The organism is Novosphingobium sp. (assembly GCF_041905565.1).
Lineage (GTDB): Bacteria > Pseudomonadota > Alphaproteobacteria > Sphingomonadales > Sphingomonadaceae > Novosphingobium.
Genome location: NZ_JAYRKX010000015.1, coordinates 34677 through 51271 on the forward strand (window position 1 = coordinate 34677; position 16595 = coordinate 51271).

General features: G+C 68.5%; 15 protein-coding genes. 12 read left to right on the forward strand and 3 right to left on the reverse strand.

All coding sequences use genetic code 11. The features are described from left to right. Positions 1-60: 60 nt before the first annotated feature. The 4 genes from pabB to arfB are packed head-to-tail and all read left to right on the forward strand — an operon-like array spanning position 61 to position 4079. Entirely contained in the window at positions 61-1851 is a 1791-nt protein-coding gene (gene pabB / locus ACE3N9_RS12560; RefSeq protein WP_374284084.1) for an aminodeoxychorismate synthase component I, read from the forward strand. Further along, complete coding sequence (locus tag ACE3N9_RS12565) at positions 1848-3011, forward strand: pyridoxal phosphate-dependent aminotransferase (protein WP_374284085.1); 1164 nt, start codon at positions 1848-1850, stop codon at positions 3009-3011. Before pabB ends, ACE3N9_RS12565 begins: the two co-directional genes overlap by 4 nt. Next, positions 3008-3679, forward strand: a complete 672-nt coding sequence (locus ACE3N9_RS12570) for an RluA family pseudouridine synthase (protein WP_374284086.1) — start codon at positions 3008-3010, stop codon at positions 3677-3679. Before ACE3N9_RS12565 ends, ACE3N9_RS12570 begins: the two co-directional genes overlap by 4 nt. Then, entirely contained in the window at positions 3660-4079 is a 420-nt protein-coding gene (gene arfB / locus ACE3N9_RS12575) for an alternative ribosome rescue aminoacyl-tRNA hydrolase ArfB (RefSeq protein WP_374284087.1), read from the forward strand. Before ACE3N9_RS12570 ends, arfB begins: the two co-directional genes overlap by 20 nt. Here arfB and ACE3N9_RS12580 read toward each other — a convergent pair whose 3' ends face one another. Together ACE3N9_RS12580 and ACE3N9_RS12585 are read right to left on the reverse strand one after the other, a co-directional pair. Further along, positions 4080-4322, reverse strand: coding sequence for a lipoprotein (locus ACE3N9_RS12580; protein ID WP_374284088.1), 243 nt, complete (start codon positions 4320-4322; stop codon positions 4080-4082). A gap of 95 nt (positions 4323-4417) precedes the next feature. Continuing rightward, positions 4418-4648 carry a hypothetical protein gene (locus tag ACE3N9_RS12585; RefSeq protein WP_374284089.1) on the reverse strand — a complete coding sequence of 77 codons (231 nt, stop codon included), beginning with the start codon at positions 4646-4648 and terminating at the stop codon, positions 4418-4420. Between the two features lie 153 nt (positions 4649-4801). On the opposite strand from ACE3N9_RS12585, the gene ACE3N9_RS12590 reads away from it, so the two are divergent. From ACE3N9_RS12590 to recQ, 7 genes are read left to right on the forward strand one after another with little or no spacing between them, the layout of a single operon-like run. Then, the gene (locus tag ACE3N9_RS12590; protein ID WP_374284090.1) at positions 4802-5788 is read left to right on the forward strand and encodes an ArsR/SmtB family transcription factor; all 987 of its coding nucleotides are present in this window, start codon (positions 4802-4804) and stop codon (positions 5786-5788) included. Further along, entirely contained in the window at positions 5785-6702 is a 918-nt protein-coding gene (gene metF, locus ACE3N9_RS12595; RefSeq protein ID WP_374284091.1) for a methylenetetrahydrofolate reductase [NAD(P)H], read from the forward strand. The genes ACE3N9_RS12590 and metF overlap by 4 nt, the downstream gene beginning before the upstream one ends. After that, complete coding sequence (locus ACE3N9_RS12600; RefSeq protein WP_374284092.1) at positions 6699-7745, forward strand: homocysteine S-methyltransferase family protein; 1047 nt, start codon at positions 6699-6701, stop codon at positions 7743-7745. Before metF ends, ACE3N9_RS12600 begins: the two co-directional genes overlap by 4 nt. 4 nt (positions 7746-7749) lie before the next feature. Continuing rightward, complete coding sequence (gene metH / locus ACE3N9_RS12605) at positions 7750-10350, forward strand: methionine synthase (RefSeq protein ID WP_374284093.1); 2601 nt, start codon at positions 7750-7752, stop codon at positions 10348-10350. Positions 10351-10381: 31 nt separating this feature from the next. Then, a complete protein-coding gene (locus ACE3N9_RS12610; RefSeq protein ID WP_374284094.1) occupies positions 10382-11560 on the forward strand; it encodes a serine hydrolase domain-containing protein in 1179 nt (392 codons plus the stop codon). A gap of 10 nt (positions 11561-11570) precedes the next feature. Beyond that, a complete protein-coding gene (locus tag ACE3N9_RS12615; protein WP_374284095.1) occupies positions 11571-12986 on the forward strand; it encodes an erythromycin esterase family protein in 1416 nt (471 codons plus the stop codon). A gap of 43 nt (positions 12987-13029) precedes the next feature. Beyond that, on the forward strand, positions 13030-14808 hold the full coding sequence (gene recQ / locus ACE3N9_RS12620) for a DNA helicase RecQ (RefSeq protein WP_374284096.1): 1779 nt from the start codon (positions 13030-13032) through the stop codon (positions 14806-14808). A gap of 303 nt (positions 14809-15111) precedes the next feature. Here recQ and ACE3N9_RS12625 read toward each other — a convergent pair whose 3' ends face one another. Further along, positions 15112-15291 carry a DUF465 domain-containing protein gene (locus ACE3N9_RS12625; RefSeq protein ID WP_374284097.1) on the reverse strand — a complete coding sequence of 60 codons (180 nt, stop codon included), beginning with the start codon at positions 15289-15291 and terminating at the stop codon, positions 15112-15114. Between the two features lie 347 nt (positions 15292-15638). On the opposite strand from ACE3N9_RS12625, the gene ACE3N9_RS12630 reads away from it, so the two are divergent. Next, positions 15639-16592 carry a right-handed parallel beta-helix repeat-containing protein gene (locus tag ACE3N9_RS12630; protein WP_374284099.1) on the forward strand — a complete coding sequence of 318 codons (954 nt, stop codon included), beginning with the start codon at positions 15639-15641 and terminating at the stop codon, positions 16590-16592. Positions 16593-16595: the final 3 nt, after the last annotated feature.

Genomic DNA, 16595 nt, shown 5'->3' on the forward strand with positions numbered 1-16595 from the left:
AAAGTCCTTGTGCGAGCGGCTTTTTGCAAGCCGCGTCCAACCCCGCTAGAAGCACGCGCGATGACCGGACCCTTCATCCTGCTGGACGATGCCCGCCCCGCCGGGGCAAGCGATGCGCGGCTTTACCGCGACCCGCTGGAAGTGGTCGTCGCGCGCCGCCCGGAAGAGGTCGCCCCGGCGCTCGCCCGGCTCGATGCCTTGCGCGCCGCCGGGCACGAGCTGGCCGGCTACATGGCCTATGAAGCGGGTCTGGCGCTGGAGCCGCGCCTCGCGCCGCTGGCGCTTGAACGCACCGGCGCGGCGGGGCCGTTGCTTTGGTTCGGGGCCTTTGCCGGCTATCAGGCCATACCCAGCGCGGATGTCCCCGCGTGGCTGGCGCAGGAGGGCGGCACTGGCCTGGCCCAGGTCGGCCCGGTCGAACCGCAGGTGTCCCCGGGCGGCTATGCCCGCGCCTTTGCCGCCTTGCAGGACGCGATTTCGGCGGGCGACATCTACCAGGCCAACCTGACCTTCCCGCTGGCCGGGTCCTATCGCGGCGATCCGCTGGCGCTCTATGCCGCGATCCGCCCGGCGGCGGGCGCGGGCTATGGCGGGATCGTGTTCGATGGCTCGCACTGGCTGCTCAGCCTCTCGCCCGAGCTGTTCTTTGCCGACAAGGGCGGCGCGGCGATGGTCAAGCCGATGAAGGGCACCCGCCCGCGCGGCCGCGACATGGCAGAGGACCAGGCCCTGGCCGATGAACTCGCCTCCTCGGTCAAGGACCGGGCGGAAAACCTGATGATCGTCGACCTGATGCGCAACGACCTGTCCCGCGTGGCCGAGGCCGGCAGCGTCAAGGTGGACAGGCCCTTCGCGGTCGAAAGCTATCCCACCGTGCACCAGATGGTCACCACAGTGCGCGCCCGGTTGCAGCCGGGCAAGGGCGCGGTCGACATGCTGCGCGCGCTGTTTCCCTGCGGGTCGATCACCGGCGCACCCAAGATCCGGGCGATGGAACTGATCCAGACGGTTGAGCGCGATGCGCGCGGCCCCTATTGCGGCGCGATCGGGCGGATCGACAGCACTGGCGATGCCGCCTTCAATGTGGCAATCCGCACCCTGCGGCTGACCCCGGGCGAGGGCGGGCGCGGCAAGGCGGTGCTGGGCGTGGGCTCGGCCATCGTCGCGGATAGCGAGGCACTGGCCGAATGGCGCGAGTGCCTGGTCAAAGGGGGTTTCGTGCGTCAATACGCGGCTGGCTGCGATCTGATCGAAACCATGCGCTTTTCGCCCGACACGGGGATTCCGCTGCTTGAGCTGCACCTTGAACGGATCAAGGCGAGCGCGGCGGAACTGGGCTTTGCGTTTGATCGCCACGCGGTGCGCAACGCGATCCAGGCGCTGTGCTTCGAAGCCGACCAGCCTTCGCGGGTGCGCCTGCTGGCCGCGCGCAGCGGCGCCTATACGCTGGAAATCAGCGAGTTGCCGTCGCTCCTCCCAGATCCCGCGCCCTGCGTTGTGATGCGCCTGCCGATCGACAGCGGCGATTGGCGGCTGCGCCACAAGACCACCGACCGCGGCTTCTACGATGTCGGGCTGAAGGCGGCGCAGGATGCCGGCGCGGCCGAGGCGCTACTGCTGCGCGACGATGGCCTGCTGACCGAGGGTTGCTTCACCAATCTGTTTGTTGAACGCGATGGCGTGCTGTTGACCCCGCCCGCGCGGCTGGGGCTGCTGCCTGGCGTGCTGCGCCGCTCGCTGCTCGAACAGGGCCGCGCGGTCGAAGCCGAACTGACCCTGGGCGACCTGGCCGATGGCTTCCTGATCGGCAACGCGCTGCGCGGCCTGCAGCCCGCGTTCCTTCCCGCATGATCTCTGACAGCCTTGCCCGCATCGCGCCGTCGCGCACCACGGCGATCACCGACCGCGCAATCGAATTGCGCGCCGCCGGGGCCGACATCATCTCGCTGTCGGTGGGTGAGCCCGACTTTGCCACCCCGCCCCACGTGATCGCCGCCGCCAAGGCCGCGCTCGATGCGGGCGACACGAAATATACCGCGGTGCCCGGCACCCAGCGTCTGCGCGAAGCCGCCGCGCTGCATTTCCGCCGCGACCTGGGCATCGAAGTGCCGCCGTCGCAGGTGATCGTTTCCGCCGGGGGCAAGCAGGCGATCTTCCACGCGCTGCTTGCCACGCTGAACCCGGGCGACGAGGTGCTGGTGCCTTCGCCGTGGTGGGTGTCCTATCCCGAAATCGTCCGCTTTGCCGGGGCCGAAGTGGTCGACCTGCCGACCAATGCGGCCGGCGGGTTTCGCATCACCGCCGCCCAGCTGGAAGCCGCGATCACGCCGCGCAGCCGCTGGCTGCTGCTCAACAGCCCGGGCAACCCCACCGGGGCGACCTATCCGGCGGAAGAACTGCGCTCGCTGGGTGAAGTGCTGCGCCGCCACCCGCAGGTCATGGTGCTGTCCGACGATATCTATGCCCCGCTGCGTTACACGCCGGGCAGCCACGCCACGCTGGCGGTGGAATGTCCGGACCTGGCGGAACGCATCCTGACCGTGTCGGGCGTGTCGAAAAGTCATGCGATGACCGGATTTCGCATCGGCGTGGCCGCCGGGCCGCTGTGGCTGATCCAGGCCATGGCGCGGCTGCAATCGCACAGTTCGGGCAATCCCGCCTCGATCAGCCAGGCCGCCGCCGTCGCCGCCTTCGAAGGCCCGCAGGACTTCTTGGCTGACTGGCGCGAGCGTTTCCGCGCCCGGCGCGACATGGTGGTGGCCGCGATCAATGCCGTGCCCGGCCTTGCCTGCCCGGTGCCCGACGGGGCGTTCTATTGCATGGTCGATGCCGCGCCGCTGATGGCGCGCTTCGGCGATGACGAGGCGCTGTGCCTGCACTTGCTGGAACAGGGCGTCGCGGTGGTCGCCGCATCGGCCTTTGGCGGGCGCGACGGCTTCCGCATCAGTTTTGCCGCAGACGACGCCAAACTGGCCGAAGCGACCCGGCGTATCGCAAAGGCCCTGGCATGACGCGCATTCCCATCCTGTTCGAAGACGGCGAAGCCCTGGTGATCGACAAGCCCGCCGGCCTGCCGATCGAACGCCCCCGCGCGGGCGGGGCCAGCCTGGAAGACCACCTGGAAGAACTCAAGCTGGGGTTCCATCGGGCGCCCGTGCCGGTCCACCGGATTGATACCGACACGTCGGGCTGCCTGCTGCTGGCCCGCAATCCCAAGGCGTTGTCGCGCTTTTCCGCCGCTTTCGAGGCGCGGCAGGTGGAGAAGGTCTACCTTGGCGTGCTGGCGGGCGAAATCGCCGAAGATGCGGGCACGATCGAATTGTCGCTGGCCAAGATCAGCAGCGCCGAAAAGGGCTGGCGGATGATTGCCGCGAAAAAGGGCAAGCCGGCGATCACCCACTGGCGCAAGCTGGCGAGCCGCGGCGGGCTGACCCTGGTCGAATTCCGCCCCGAAACCGGCCGCACCCACCAGATCCGCGTCCATGCCCAGCATGGGCTGGGCCATGCGCTGTACGGCGATCCGGTCTATGGCGCGGGCACGGCCGAAGCCCCGCACACGGTCCTGCACGCCCGCGCGCTGACCGTCCCGCGCGAAGGCAAGCCGCCGATCAGCGCGGTTGCACCCCTGCCCGACTATTTTCGCACGCTGGGATTCCAGGATGACGACCTCGGCGCTTGAGGCGACCGAGCGGGCGCTGGCGCTGGCGAGCGAAAGCTTCATCACCGCATCGGGGCCAGGCGGGCAGAACGTCAACAAGGTGGCCACAGCCGTGCAGCTGCGGGTCAACATCTTTGCCCTGCGCCTGCCCGAAGCGGTCTATCACCGCCTGCGCCAGATCGGCGGCAGCCGCATCACGTCCAAAGGCGAACTGCTGCTGATTGCCCAGCGCTTTCGCACCCAGGAGGCCAACCGCGAGGACGCGCGCCAGCGGCTGGCCGAATTGATCGAGGACGCTTTCAACCTGCCCGAGAAGCGCGCCAAGAGCCGGCTTAACCGCGTGGGCAAGACCCAGCGGCTGGCGGGCAAGAAATTGCGCGGCGCAGTCAAGGCCGGGCGCGGCAAGGTGCGGCTGGATTGATCAGCGCGGCGGCGCGGCAGCGGGCGCCTGCTTGACCGGCGCGGCCTGCTGGCCCTTGGGCAGCGGCGCATCGGGGGCGGGAATGGCATCGGCGGGCAGGCGCTGATCCTCGATCATCGCCGCCGCCTCGTCCAGCGCCTTGGCTTCGCCCACGCTCACCCCGCCGGGGCCGGGAGCATTGTCCTGCTTGGAACAGGCGGCCAGCGCCAGCAGCGCGGCGGCGATCAGGATGGGTCTGCGCATGGCCGCATTCATACCGTGCCGCCCGGTAAAACGAAAGCGGGCGGCGCGAAGGGGTTGCCCCGCTCGCGCCGCCCGCCCTCGGTGAACTGGTTGCCTTACGGCTTGGCTTCCGGCGCAGCGGCGGCCGCATCGCTCGGCGCGGCGGCGGCATCGGCCCCGGCCGAGGCATCCGCCACCGGCGCGGCGTTGACATCGGTCACGGCTTCTTCCGCAGGCATTTCAACGTTTTCGGCCGAAGCTTCATCCTTGGCACTGTCCGACTTGCCGCAGGCGGCCAGGCTCAGCGCAAGAGGGACGGCCAGGGCGGCGAAGGCGATTTTCTTCATGTGCAAACCTCATGCATGGCAGGTGCGGTTTTAGCGACTTGGCGCAAAAGTAGTGCTTTTGCGCGGCCCTGCCAACCGGATAGACGCAGCTTGCCCACAAGCTGCCGCAGGCCCCTTGCGATCATATAAAGATTTCTTTATGTGCCCGCCGCAATGAAGATCGATTCAACCCTGCGCGCCCTGGCGGACCCCACCCGGCTCAGGATCATGCGGCTGCTGGCGCATATGGAATTGGCCGTGGGCGAACTGGCGCAAGTGCTGGGGCAAAGCCAGCCGCGCGTCTCGCGCCACGTGCGGATCCTGTGCGATGCGGGTCTGGCCGAACGCCGCAAGGAAGGCAGCTGGGTATTCCTGCGCAGCGCCGTGGGCGAGCATCGCGCCCCGCCGCTGGGCGCCGCCGCCGCGACCCTGCTGACCGTGGCCGAACGCGACGACGCCGGCTTTGCCGCGCGCTGCGCCGAAGATCGCCGCCACCTCGCCGCGATCCGCGCCGCGCGCGAAGCGAGCGCCCAGGCCTATTTCGCCCGCCACGCCGCCGAATGGGACACGCTGCGCGGCCTGCACACCCCCGACCAGCTGGTCGAGGCCGCGCTGGGCAAGGCGCTGGGCGGAGAGCTTGGCGCGCTGCTTGACGTTGGCACCGGCACGGGCCGCATGGCGCAGCTGTTCGCCCCGCGCAGCGCCCATGTCACCGGGTTCGACAAGAGCCCGGAAATGCTCCGCCTTGCCCGCGCCCGGCTGCAGGACTTGCCGCCCGAACAGGTCGAACTGGTCCAGGGCGATTTCACCGCGCTGCCCTTCGCGCCTGGCGGGTTCGATACGCTGTTGTTCCACCAGGTGCTGCACTATGCGCAGGCACCCGAGCTGGTCCTGGCCGAAGCCGCCCGCGTTACCCGCCCCGGTGGGCGCGTGGCGGTGATCGACTTTGCCGCGCACGACCGCGAGGAACTGCGCACCCAGCATGCCCACGCCCGCCTGGGCTTTTCGGACGAGCAGATGCTTGCGCTGCTGACCAACGCGGGCTTTGCCGCCAGCGCGCCGATCGCGCTGCCGGGCAAGCCGCTGACCGTGAAGATCTGGCTGGGCACCCGCACCGCCGCCCCGCACCGCGCGGGAATTGCCCAGGAGACCGCCGCATGAGCCCCGCCACCACCCTGCGCGGGGTTGAAGACCGCCCACTGTTCGTCACCATTCCGGGCGACTTCCGCGTCAGCTTCGAATTCTTCCCGCCCAAGACCGAGAAGATGGAAGCGGAGCTGTGGGACGCCGTGCAGGAACTGGCCCCGCTTGATCCCAGCTTCGTCTCGGTCACGTACGGCGCGGGCGGATCGACGCGCGAGCGCACCCACGCCACGGTGTCGCGGATCGTCAGCGAAACCAGCCTGACCGCCGCCGCGCACCTGACCTGCGTCGCCGCCAGCAAGGACGAGATCAACGCCGTTGCCGACCGTTACTGGGAAGCGGGCGTGCGCCATGTCGTCGCGCTGCGCGGCGATCCCCCGCCCGAAAGCGGCGGGCAGTTCCAGCCGCACCCGCAGGGCTATACCAGCGCCGCCGATCTGGTCGCCGGGCTCAAGGCACGCCATCCCTTCGAGATTTCGGTTGCCGCCTATCCCGAAGTCCACCCCGAAGCGGCCAGCGCCGCGGCCGATCTCGACAATCTCAAGCGCAAGCTGGATGCCGGGGCGACGCGCGCGATCACCCAGTTCTTCTATTCGACCGACGCCTATTTCCGCTTTCTCGACAAGGTGCTGGCCGCCGGGATCACCGCCCCGATCCTGCCGGGGATCATGCCGGTAACCAATTTCGCCGCGATCCGGCGGATGAGCGGCAACACCGAAATCCCCGGCTGGATGGTGAACCTGTTCGACGGGCTGGACGCGCTGCCCGGCCCGCGCGCGCACATCGCCGCCGCCGTCGCCGCCGACCTGTGCCGCCGTCTTTACCAGGGCGGGGTGCGCGATTTCCACTTCTACACTCTCAACCGCGCCGACCAGACCTATGCGATCTGCCATCTGCTGGGCCTGCGCGCGAACAAGGAACCTGCCGCATGAGCGCGCGTGAACAACTGCTGGCCGAAGCGGCCAAGCGCATCCTGATCAGCGATGGCGCCTGGGGCACCCAGATCCAGACCTTCGGCCTGGCCGAGGCGGACTATGCCGGCAACCTGGGCCTGGCGCGCGACCAGAAGGGCAACAACGACATCCTGGCGCTGACCCGCCCCGACGTGATCGAAGCGATCGCGCGGGCCTATCTCGATGCCGGGTCGGACATCCTTTCGACCAACACGTTCTCTTCAACCACCATCAGCCAGGCCGATTACGGCGCCGAACATCTGGTGCGCGAGCTGAACCTGGCCAATGCCGGGATCGCCCGCCGCCTGGCCGATGAGTATGCCGCGAAGGATGGCCGCCCGCGTTTCGTCGCCGGTGCGATCGGGCCGACCAACAAGACCCTGTCGCTCAGCCCCGATGTCAATGACCCCGGCTACCGCGAGATCGACTGGGACCACCTGGTCGCCGTCTATCACCAGCAGGCCGCCGCGCTGATCGAAGGCGGGGCCGATTTCATCCTGATCGAGACAGTGTTCGACACGCTCAACGCCAAGGCCGCGATCATGGCGGTCAAGCAGCTGGAGCGCGAGCTGGGCAGGGACGTGCCCTTGATGCTGTCGATGACCTTGACCGACCTGTCCGGCCGCAACCTGTCGGGCCACACGGTCGAAGCGTTCTGGTATGCGGTACGCCACGCGCGGCCGGTGACGGTCGGGCTCAATTGCAGCTTCGGCGCGGCGCAGCTTCGCCCGCATGTGCGCGCGCTGAGCCAGATCGCCGATGCGCTGATCATGGTCTATCCCAACGCCGGCCTGCCCAACGAGCTGGGCCAGTATGACGAGATGCCCGAAACCACCGCCGCGCTGGTGCGCGACTGGGCCGAGCATGGCCAGGTCAACGTGCTGGGCGGGTGCTGCGGATCTACGCCCGCGCACATCGCCGAAATGGCCAAGGCGGTGCAGGGCCTGCCCCCCCGCCTGCTGCCAAACCCTACCCCGGTCACGCGCCTGGCGGGCCTTGAACCTTTCGTGATGGCGGTTTGATCCGATGACCCAGCAAGTAGCTTCGTTCGTCAACATTGGCGAGCGCACCAACGTTACCGGCAGCGCCGCGTTCAAGAAGCTGATCCTGGCGGGCGACTACGCCAAGGCGGTCGAAGTCGCGCGCCAGCAGGTCGAAAACGGCGCGCAGATCATCGACGTCAACATGGACGAGGGCCTGCTCGACGCCGTCGAGGCGATGACCACTTTCCTGAAACTGATCGCCGCCGAACCCGACATCGCCCGCGTGCCGGTGATGATCGACAGTTCGAAGTGGGACGTGATCGAGGCGGGCCTGAAGTGCGTTTCGGGCAAGCCGGTGGTCAACTCGATCAGCATGAAGGAAGGCGAGGAGGCTTTCCTCCACCACGCGCGGCTGTGCATGGATTACGGCGCGGCAGTGGTGGTCATGGCCTTTGACGAAAAGGGCCAGGCCGACACGAAGCAGCGCAAGGTCGAGATCTGCGAACGCGCCTACAAGCTGCTGACGGGCATCGGTTTTCCGGCAGAAGACATCATCTTCGATCCGAACATCTTCGCGGTCGCCACGGGGATCGAGGAGCACGACCGCTACGCGCTCGACTTCATCGAGGCGGTGGCTGAAATCAAGCAGCGCTGCCCGCACGTCCATTGCAGCGGCGGCCTGTCCAACCTGTCGTTCAGCTTCCGCGGCAACGAGCCGGTGCGCCGGGCGATGCATTCGGTGTTCCTGTACCACGCGATCCAGGCCGGGCTGGACATGGCCATCGTCAACGCCGGGCAGATCGACATCTACGATACGATCGACCCCGCGCTGCGCGACGCCTGCGAAGACGTGATCCTGATGCGCCGTGCCGACGCGACCGAGCGGCTGATCGCCATGGCCGAAAGCTTCAAGGGCACCGATGCGGTGGCCGAAAAGCAGGCCGCCGAATGGCGCGGCTGGGACGTGGTGCGGCGGATCGAACATGCGCTGGTCAAGGGCATCGACGCCCATGTGGTCGAGGATACCGAGGAAGCGCGCCTGCTCCACGCCCGCCCGATCGAAGTGATCGAAGGCCCGCTGATGGCCGGCATGAATACCGTGGGCGACCTGTTCGGGGCGGGCAAGATGTTCCTGCCGCAGGTGGTGAAAAGCGCCCGGGTGATGAAGAAGGCCGTGGCCCACCTGATCCCCTTCATCGAGGCGGAAAAGGAAGCCGGGGCCAAGGCCAAGGGCAAGATCGTGATGGCGACCGTGAAGGGCGACGTCCACGACATCGGCAAGAACATCGTCGGCGTGGTCCTGCAGTGCAACGGCTACGAAGTGATCGACCTGGGGGTGATGGTCCCCTGGACCACGATCCTGGAAACCGCGCAGAAGGAAGATGCGGACATGATCGGCCTGTCCGGCCTGATCACCCCCAGCCTGGACGAAATGGTCACCGTGGCCGAGGAAATGCAGCGTGCGGGCATGACCATGCCGCTGCTGATCGGCGGGGCGACCACCAGCAAGGTCCACACCGCGCTGAAGATCGACCCGGCCTATGACGGGCCGGTGGTCCACGTGCTCGACGCCAGCCGTGCGGTCGGCGTGGCCAGCCAGCTCTTGTCCGACACCCAGTGCGAACCCTTCGTTGCGGCCACTGCGGCGGAATACCAGCACATCCGCGATGTCCGCTCGGGCAAGGATGCCTCGTTGCTGCTCAGCCTGGAAGACGCGCGGGCCAATGGCTTCAAGGCCGACCTCAGCGAAAAGGCCCCGCCGCCGGAACAGCCCGGACTGCACGTGTTCGACAGCTGGGACCTGGCGGACCTGGCCGAATGCTTCGACTGGACCCCGTTCTTCCGCGCCTGGGAACTGCACGGCAACTTCCCCGCGATCCTGGCCGACGATGTGGTCGGGGAAGCCGCCCGCAACCTTTACAAGGATGCGAAGGCGATGCTCGAGCGGATCATCAGCGAAAAGTGGCTGACCGCGCGCGGTGTGGTCGGGCTGTGGCCCTGCGCGCGCGAGGGCGATGACGTGATGGTCTATCTGCCCGAGGAGGAACGCCACGTCCGCCTGCCGTTCCTGCGCCAGCAGATCCGCAAGAGCCGCGACCGCGCCAACTTCTGCCTGGCCGACTTCATCGACCCGGATGGCGACTGGATTGGCGGCTTTGCGGTGGGCATCCACGGGATCGAACCGCACCTCGAAGCTTTCCGCGCCGCCCACGACGACTATTCCGACATCCTGCTGAAAGCCCTGGCCGATCGCTTTGCCGAAGCCTTTGCCGAACGCCTGCACCAGCACATGCGCACCACGCTGTGGGGCTATGCCCCCGGCGAGCAGCTGACCAACGAGGCGCTGATCCGCGAGGAATACCGCGGCATCCGCCCCGCCCCCGGCTATCCCGCCTGCCCCGACCACAGCCTGAAGCCGGTGCTGTTCGAGCTGCTGGACGCGACCGCCAAGACCGGCATCACCCTGACCGAAAGCCAGGCGATGCTGCCCACGGCAGCGGTGTCCGGCTTCTACTTTGCCCACCCCGACAGCCAGTATTTCGGCGTGGCGCGGATCGGCAGGGACCAGCTGGAAGACTATGCGGCGCGGCGCGAGGTGGACCTGGCCACGGCGGAACGCTGGCTGCGCCCGAACCTGGATTGACCTGCCGGGCGCCAGCGGCAATCCTGCCGCGATGCGCACGCTAGCCGTCCTGGCCGCCCTGCTGGCCGCCGCCCCTGCCCTGGCCCAACCGGCCAGTGTGGCCGTGCGATTCGACCGTCACACGGTGCGCCCCGTCCTGGCCGAAGGGCTGGCCGACAAGGCCGCCCGCCGCGCGGTCAGCGCGGACGATCCGGTGCGGATCGCCAGCATTTCCAAGCTGGTCACCGCGCTGGGGGTGCTGCGGATGGTCGATGCGGGCCAGCTGAACCTTGATCGCGACGTGTCGGACTATCTTGGCTGGCGCCTGCGCAATCCGGCTTTCCCGGACAAGCCGATCACCCTGCGACTGCTGCTGTCGCACCAGTCGGGCCTGCTCGACGGCGGCGAACTCTATATCATTCCGCTGGGCACCAGCTTGCGCGAACGGCTGGCCGATCGCCAAGTCTGGGACAATGCCCATGCGCCCGGCAGCGGCTGGTTCCACTACACCAACCTGAACTTCCCGGTGATCGCCAGCGTAATGGAACGCGCCAGCGGACAGCGGTTCGACCGGCTGATGCAGCGCCTGGTGCTGAAGCCGCTGAAAGTGGACGCTTGCTACAACTGGTCCGGCTGTTCGCCGCGCACCGTTCAGCGCGCGGTGGTGCTCTACCGCGCCAGCGGCGAAGTGGCGAAGGACGATCTTGGCGGCAAGCTGCCCGATTGCCTGGTGGTGCCGGGGCCGGACGGGCAGTGCGATCTGTCCGCCTACCGCCCCGGTGACAACGGCGCACTGTTTTCGCCGCAGGGGGGCCTGCGCATTTCGATGCGGGGGCTGGCGCGGATCGGGCAAGTGCTGGCGCGGCAGGACACCCGGTTCCTCTCGCCGCGCAGCCATGCCGAACTGACCCGCATGCAGTGGCGCTTTAACGGTGCCAACGGCCTGGGCGAGGACGGCGCGGCCAGCGGGTTCTTCTGTGCCTATGGCCTGGCAGTGCAGACCATCGGCACGGGCGGCGCGCCATGCCGCGACGATGTGTTTGGCGATGGCACAGTGCGCCTTGGCCATTCGGGCGATGCCTATGGCCTCAAAAGCGGGCTGTACTGGGACCCGGTCAGCGGCACGGGCCTGGCCTGGTTCACCACCGAAGTCGCGCCCGATGCCCCTACGGGCCGGACCGCCTTCACCGCGCGCGAAGAAGCGGTGACCGCGCGCGCCATGCACCCATGATGGAGCGGTAATGCGCCGGCTGAACGCCCTGGTCCCCGCCCTGCTGGTCCTTGCCGCTCCTGCCGCCCAGGCCCAGAGCGCCGCCAGCGCGGAGGAGGAGGCCGCCGCGACCGGCTGGTTCAAGGCGGCGGGCCACGCCTTCGATCCGTCCGCCTATGGCGAGGCCGACATGGCGCCGCTGGTCGCGCAGCTGGGCGGCGCGCGGATCATCGGGATTGGCGAGGCGACCCACGGCGGCCATCAGGACCAGGCCTTCAAGGCCGAACTGATCAAGGCGTTGGTCCGCGCCGGCCAGGTCCAAGTGCTGATGCTGGAGGCCAACCGCGCCGCCGCCGCAGGGTTTGACCGCTATGTCCGCACTGGCGAAGGCAATCCCGCCGCACTGATCCATTCGCGCTCGTTCTTCGCCACCTGGAAGGACGATGAATTTGCCGGGCTGATCCTGTGGCTGCGCGCCTGGAACATGCAGGCCCGGCAGCCGGTGCGGATCGTCGGGATCGATTGCCAGGACGGCGGGCGCGACGCCCAGGCCGCGCTGGAATTCGTGCGCAGCCATGATCCGCGCGCCGCGCGCCGCCTGCGCGCCGGGCTGGGCAGCCTGGTGCCGGTGCCCGAAGCGCTGCCGGGTCGCTTCCTCGACTGGTTCAAGAGCCGCGACCTGGCCGAACAGGTCAAGGTGACCGCCGGGGTCGGCGCGCTGGCCGCCTGGTTCGATAGTGCCCCCGCCGCCGCGCGCAGCGATCCCGGCTTTGCCGATGCCCGCCAGGCCGCGCGCATGGCGGTGCAGGGCTTTGCGATCTTCAAGGTGTTCCGCCACGACTTTGACGAGAGCAAGGCGAGCGAGGCCGACTTCTCGCTGCGCGACCGCTACATGGCCGACAATGCCGTGGCCCTGCTGGGCGCGGGCGAACATGCCGCGCTGTGGGCGCACGATACCCATGTGACCCATGCCGTGCCCGCCAGCTGGAAAGACCTGGGTTTCCTGGCCGTGGGCATGGTGCTGGAAGAACGGCTGGGCGATGGCTATCGCACGGTTGGTTTCACTTGGTCGCGCGGCGCATTCTGGGCCAGCACCATCGCCGATACCAGCCTGGCCAGCATTGGCGGGGCGCAAAGGCCGGTGGTCCAGCAACTGGTCAACAACCGCCCGGGGGAATACGGCGCACTGTTCGACGCCACCGGGGCGCAGGCGATGTGGGTTGATTTCACCCGCCGTCCGCGCGGCGAAGTGCTCGACCGCTGGGCGAGGCGGCCCTATTGGCGCGGCTGGGCCGGCTGGGGCACCATGCCCGGCACCTGGCAGCAGGCCGATGCCGCGCAGGGCTATCTTCCCGGCGATGCGGCCAGTGGGTTCGACGTGCTGGTCTGGTTCCGCGACCTGTCCCCCGCGCGGCGCTGGCCCGCCTTGCCCACCGCCAAGAAGTAACGCCCCCTTCCGCTCTGCGCCCCTTGCCGCTAGGCGCTGGGGCGTGACCGGCGCGGACCTGATCGACCAACTGCATGCCACTTTCGGCTTCACCCAGTTTCGCGGGGTGCAGGAACAGGTGGTGCGCCGCGTGCTGGCGGGGCAAAGCACCCTGGCGGTGATGCCGACCGGCGCGGGCAAGAGCCTGACCTACCAGCTGCCAGCGGTGATGCTGGAGGGCACCTGCGTGGTGATCAGCCCGCTGATCGCGCTGATGCATGACCAGCTGCGCAGCGCCACCGCCAACGGCATCCGCGCCGCCACCCTGACCAGCGCCGACACCGACCGCGAGACGACCATCGACCGTTTCCGTGCGGGCGAGCTCGACCTGCTCTACGTCGCCCCCGAACGCGCCAGCCAGGGCCATTTTCGCGAACTCTTGTCCAAGGCCCCGGTCTGCCTGTTCGCGATCGACGAGGCGCACTGCGTATCGGAATGGGGTCACGATTTCCGCCCCGATTACCGCGCGCTGCGCCCCTTGATGGATGCCTTTCCGGGTGTCCCCCGCCTGGCCTTGACCGCCACGGCCGATGCCCGCACCCGCGCCGACGTGCTGGGCCAGCTGGGGATCGGCGATGACGGGCTGATCGTTGCCGGGTTCGACCGGCCCAACATCCGCTATGCGATCCGCCACCGCGACAACCCGGTCCGCCAGCTGACCAATCTGATGGCCGAACAGCCCGGCCCCGGCATCGTCTATGCCCCGACCCGCAAGAAGGTGGAAGAGCTGGCCGAAAAGCTGGCCGGGGCAACCGGGCGGGCGGTGCTGCCCTATCACGCCGGCCTGCCGAACGAGGTGCGCGCCGCCAACCAGGCTGCCTTCGTCGCCAGCGAGGACATGGTGATGGTCGCCACGGTGGCCTTCGGCATGGGGATCGACAAGCCCGACGTGCGCTTCGTCGCCCACGCCGGGATCCCCAAGTCGATCGAGGGCTATTACCAGGAAACCGGCCGCGCGGGCCGCGATGGCGATCCTTCCGTGGCACTGATGCTGTGGGCGGCGGACGATTTCGCCCGCGCCCGCGCGCGCCTCGGCGAAGTCGATCCCGAACGCCGCGAGGGTGAGCGCGCGCGGCTTGATGCCATGGCCGCGCTGGTCGAGACGGGCGGATGCCGCCGCGCCCTGCTGCTGCGCCATTTCGGCGAGGAGCCGCCCCCGACCTGCGGCAATTGCGACAATTGCCTGGATGCACCCGCGATCCGCGATGCGACCGAACTGGCGCAGAAGTTCCTTTCCGCCGTCTATCGCACCGGGCAAAGCTTTGGCTACGGCCACATCGAAAAGGTGCTGCTGGGGCAGAGCGACGAGCGCGTGCTGCAGCGCGGGCACGACCAGCTGAGCGTGTTCGGGATCGTCACCGCCGAGGAAGCGCCCTTGCTGCGCTCGCTCGCCCGCGCGCTCCAGGCGCGGGGCAGCGTGCTGCAGACCGAACATGGCGGCCTGATGCTGGGCCACGATGCCCGCGCGGTGCTGAAAGGCGAAGCGGCGGTGATGCTGGCAGTCCAGCCCAGGGCGGAGCGCGGCAAACGCCCCCGCCGCGAACGCGCCGGGGCGGCCAATCCGCTGGGCGATCCGCTGTTCGAAGCGCTGCGCACGCTGCGCCGCGACCTGGCGCTGGAAGCCGGGGTGCCGCCCTATGTCGTGTTCCACGACGCGACCTTGCGCGAAATGGCGGCGCTGCGCCCGGCCAGCATGGCCGCGCTGGGCGAAATCACCGGAGTCGGCGCGCGCAAGCTTGAAGCCTATGGCGAGGCGTTCCTGGCGGTCATCCGCAACAATTGAGGAAATATCGGCCTGCCGTTCGCAGCGGGGGCGGTGGTCCACCGCCGCCCCGCGCTGCGCGGGTTCAATTCCGCCCCGCGGCGGGCAATTTCACCGGATGCGCCGGGCCGGGGCAAGGTCCCGATTGGGATGGGGGGGTGGGTCGGAACCCGGCCCCACTGGCCACGGCAGCATCCGATCCGCCCGTGCAGGCACCGTTCAAGGGAGGGGGCATGAACGGCGACTCCGCAGAAATGCGAGCGGCAGGGGATAATTTAGACTAAATCAATCCAATTTCAACCCCGGAACCCGCAGTTCGCCGGATCAGGCAGAAAGGCGACGGCGCGGCCCGGCCAGCCGGGCCAGCCGGTCCTTGATCACCAGCTTCAGCTTCTTGAGCCGCGCCACTTCGAACGGATCGGCCCAGCGCCGCCGCTGCGCGCGGCGGAGGGCATCATCCAGCTTCTGGTGGCGTTCAAGCAGGCGGAAAACGCGATCGGACATCGTCAGAGTGCTCCCTATCGTAGCGTTGCATACGATCGGATGCTCCGAGCCAGGCCTGGTGGTCGTAGGATGGGGGAAGCAACCCCGGACCATGGCATCGGAAGCATCCGATGCGGTCCGACATCACGTGGCGAACTTCCCACGAAGGAGAGAAGTGCGCCGCGCCAGAGGGGCCCGGTCCCGCTCGTTTTGAATATGACGGATTCGTTCGCATTTCAAGTGGGGATTGAGGCGCGCGAACATCCGGGGCCGGGGAATGGCAACTTTTGCCCCTCCGCCTGTCCCCACGCGGGACGGGGACAAATGGCTTGTCCACTCGTTAACCGCGGCCTGCTAAGTCACGGGGCATGAAACGGATTCCCCGACTTCCGCTGGTGGCTCTGGCGCTGGCCGCGCTGGCCCTCCACGCCACGATGGCCGAAGCCCAGCAAGGCGCGCCCTTCACCATTGCCGAAACCGGGCAACAGTTCGCGCGGCTGCAGGATGCGGTGAACGCGATCGGCGATGGCGCAGGCACGGTGCGGATCGCGCCGGGGCGCTACGCCGAATGCGCAGTGCAGGGCGCGGGCGATGTCGCCTACCTGGCGCAGGTTCCGGGCCAGGCGGTGTTCGATGGCGCCACCTGCGAAGGCAAGGGCACGCTGGTCCTGCGCGGGCGCAGCGCGCGGGTGGAAGGACTGGTGTTCACCGGGATCAAGGTGCCCGATTTCAACGGCGCGGGGATCCGGCTGGAACATGGTAACCTGGCGGTCAGCCAGGCCTGGTTCCGCGACAGCCAGCAGGGCATCCTGGCGGGCGAAGATACCGCTGCAACCATCACGGTCGACAAGAGCACGTTTACGCGACTGGGCACCTGCGAAGGACCGGGCGGCTGCGCCCATTCGATCTACATCGGCAACTACGGCGCGCTGACCGTCACCCGCAGCCGGTTCGAAGCTGGGCGCGGCGGGCACTATGTCAAAAGCCGCGCCGCCCGGATCGGGCTGTTCGGCAACAGCTTCGATGACAGCGCGGGCCGCGCGACCAATTACATGATCGACCTGCCGGGCGGGGCATCGGGCCAGATCAGCGACAACTGGTTCGTGCAGGGCGCGAACAAGGAGAACTATTCCGCCTTCATCGCGGTCGCCGCCGAAGGGGCGCAGCACAGTTCCGCCGGGCTGGTGGTCCAGGCCAACGATGCGCGCTTTGCCCCCGGGGTCAGCCGCGAGAGCACGTTCGTGGCGGTGTGGGGCGGCGATACGGTGCAGATCGGCGCCAACAGGCTGGCCGCCGGGCTGAAGCGCACCGACCGGCGGTAAGGC

Excerpts from the sequence above, each read along its gene's own strand:
- pabB (WP_374284084.1), top strand. The coding sequence starts at position 61 with ATGACCGGACCCTTCATCCTGCTGGACGATGCCCGCCCCGCCGGGGCA.
- ACE3N9_RS12565 (WP_374284085.1), top strand. The coding sequence starts at position 1,848 with ATGATCTCTGACAGCCTTGCCCGCATCGCGCCGTCGCGCACCACGGCG.
- ACE3N9_RS12570 (WP_374284086.1), top strand. The coding sequence starts at position 3,008 with ATGACGCGCATTCCCATCCTGTTCGAAGACGGCGAAGCCCTGGTGATC.
- arfB (WP_374284087.1), top strand. The coding sequence starts at position 3,660 with ATGACGACCTCGGCGCTTGAGGCGACCGAGCGGGCGCTGGCGCTGGCG.
- ACE3N9_RS12580 (WP_374284088.1), bottom strand. The coding sequence starts at position 4,322 with ATGCGCAGACCCATCCTGATCGCCGCCGCGCTGCTGGCGCTGGCCGCC.
- ACE3N9_RS12585 (WP_374284089.1), bottom strand. The coding sequence starts at position 4,648 with ATGAAGAAAATCGCCTTCGCCGCCCTGGCCGTCCCTCTTGCGCTGAGC.
- ACE3N9_RS12590 (WP_374284090.1), top strand. The coding sequence starts at position 4,802 with ATGAAGATCGATTCAACCCTGCGCGCCCTGGCGGACCCCACCCGGCTC.
- metF (WP_374284091.1), top strand. The coding sequence starts at position 5,785 with ATGAGCCCCGCCACCACCCTGCGCGGGGTTGAAGACCGCCCACTGTTC.
- ACE3N9_RS12600 (WP_374284092.1), top strand. The coding sequence starts at position 6,699 with ATGAGCGCGCGTGAACAACTGCTGGCCGAAGCGGCCAAGCGCATCCTG.
- metH (WP_374284093.1), top strand. The coding sequence starts at position 7,750 with ATGACCCAGCAAGTAGCTTCGTTCGTCAACATTGGCGAGCGCACCAAC.
- ACE3N9_RS12610 (WP_374284094.1), top strand. The coding sequence starts at position 10,382 with ATGCGCACGCTAGCCGTCCTGGCCGCCCTGCTGGCCGCCGCCCCTGCC.
- ACE3N9_RS12615 (WP_374284095.1), top strand. The coding sequence starts at position 11,571 with ATGCGCCGGCTGAACGCCCTGGTCCCCGCCCTGCTGGTCCTTGCCGCT.
- ACE3N9_RS12625 (WP_374284097.1), bottom strand. The coding sequence starts at position 15,291 with ATGTCCGATCGCGTTTTCCGCCTGCTTGAACGCCACCAGAAGCTGGAT.
- ACE3N9_RS12630 (WP_374284099.1), top strand. The coding sequence starts at position 15,639 with ATGAAACGGATTCCCCGACTTCCGCTGGTGGCTCTGGCGCTGGCCGCG.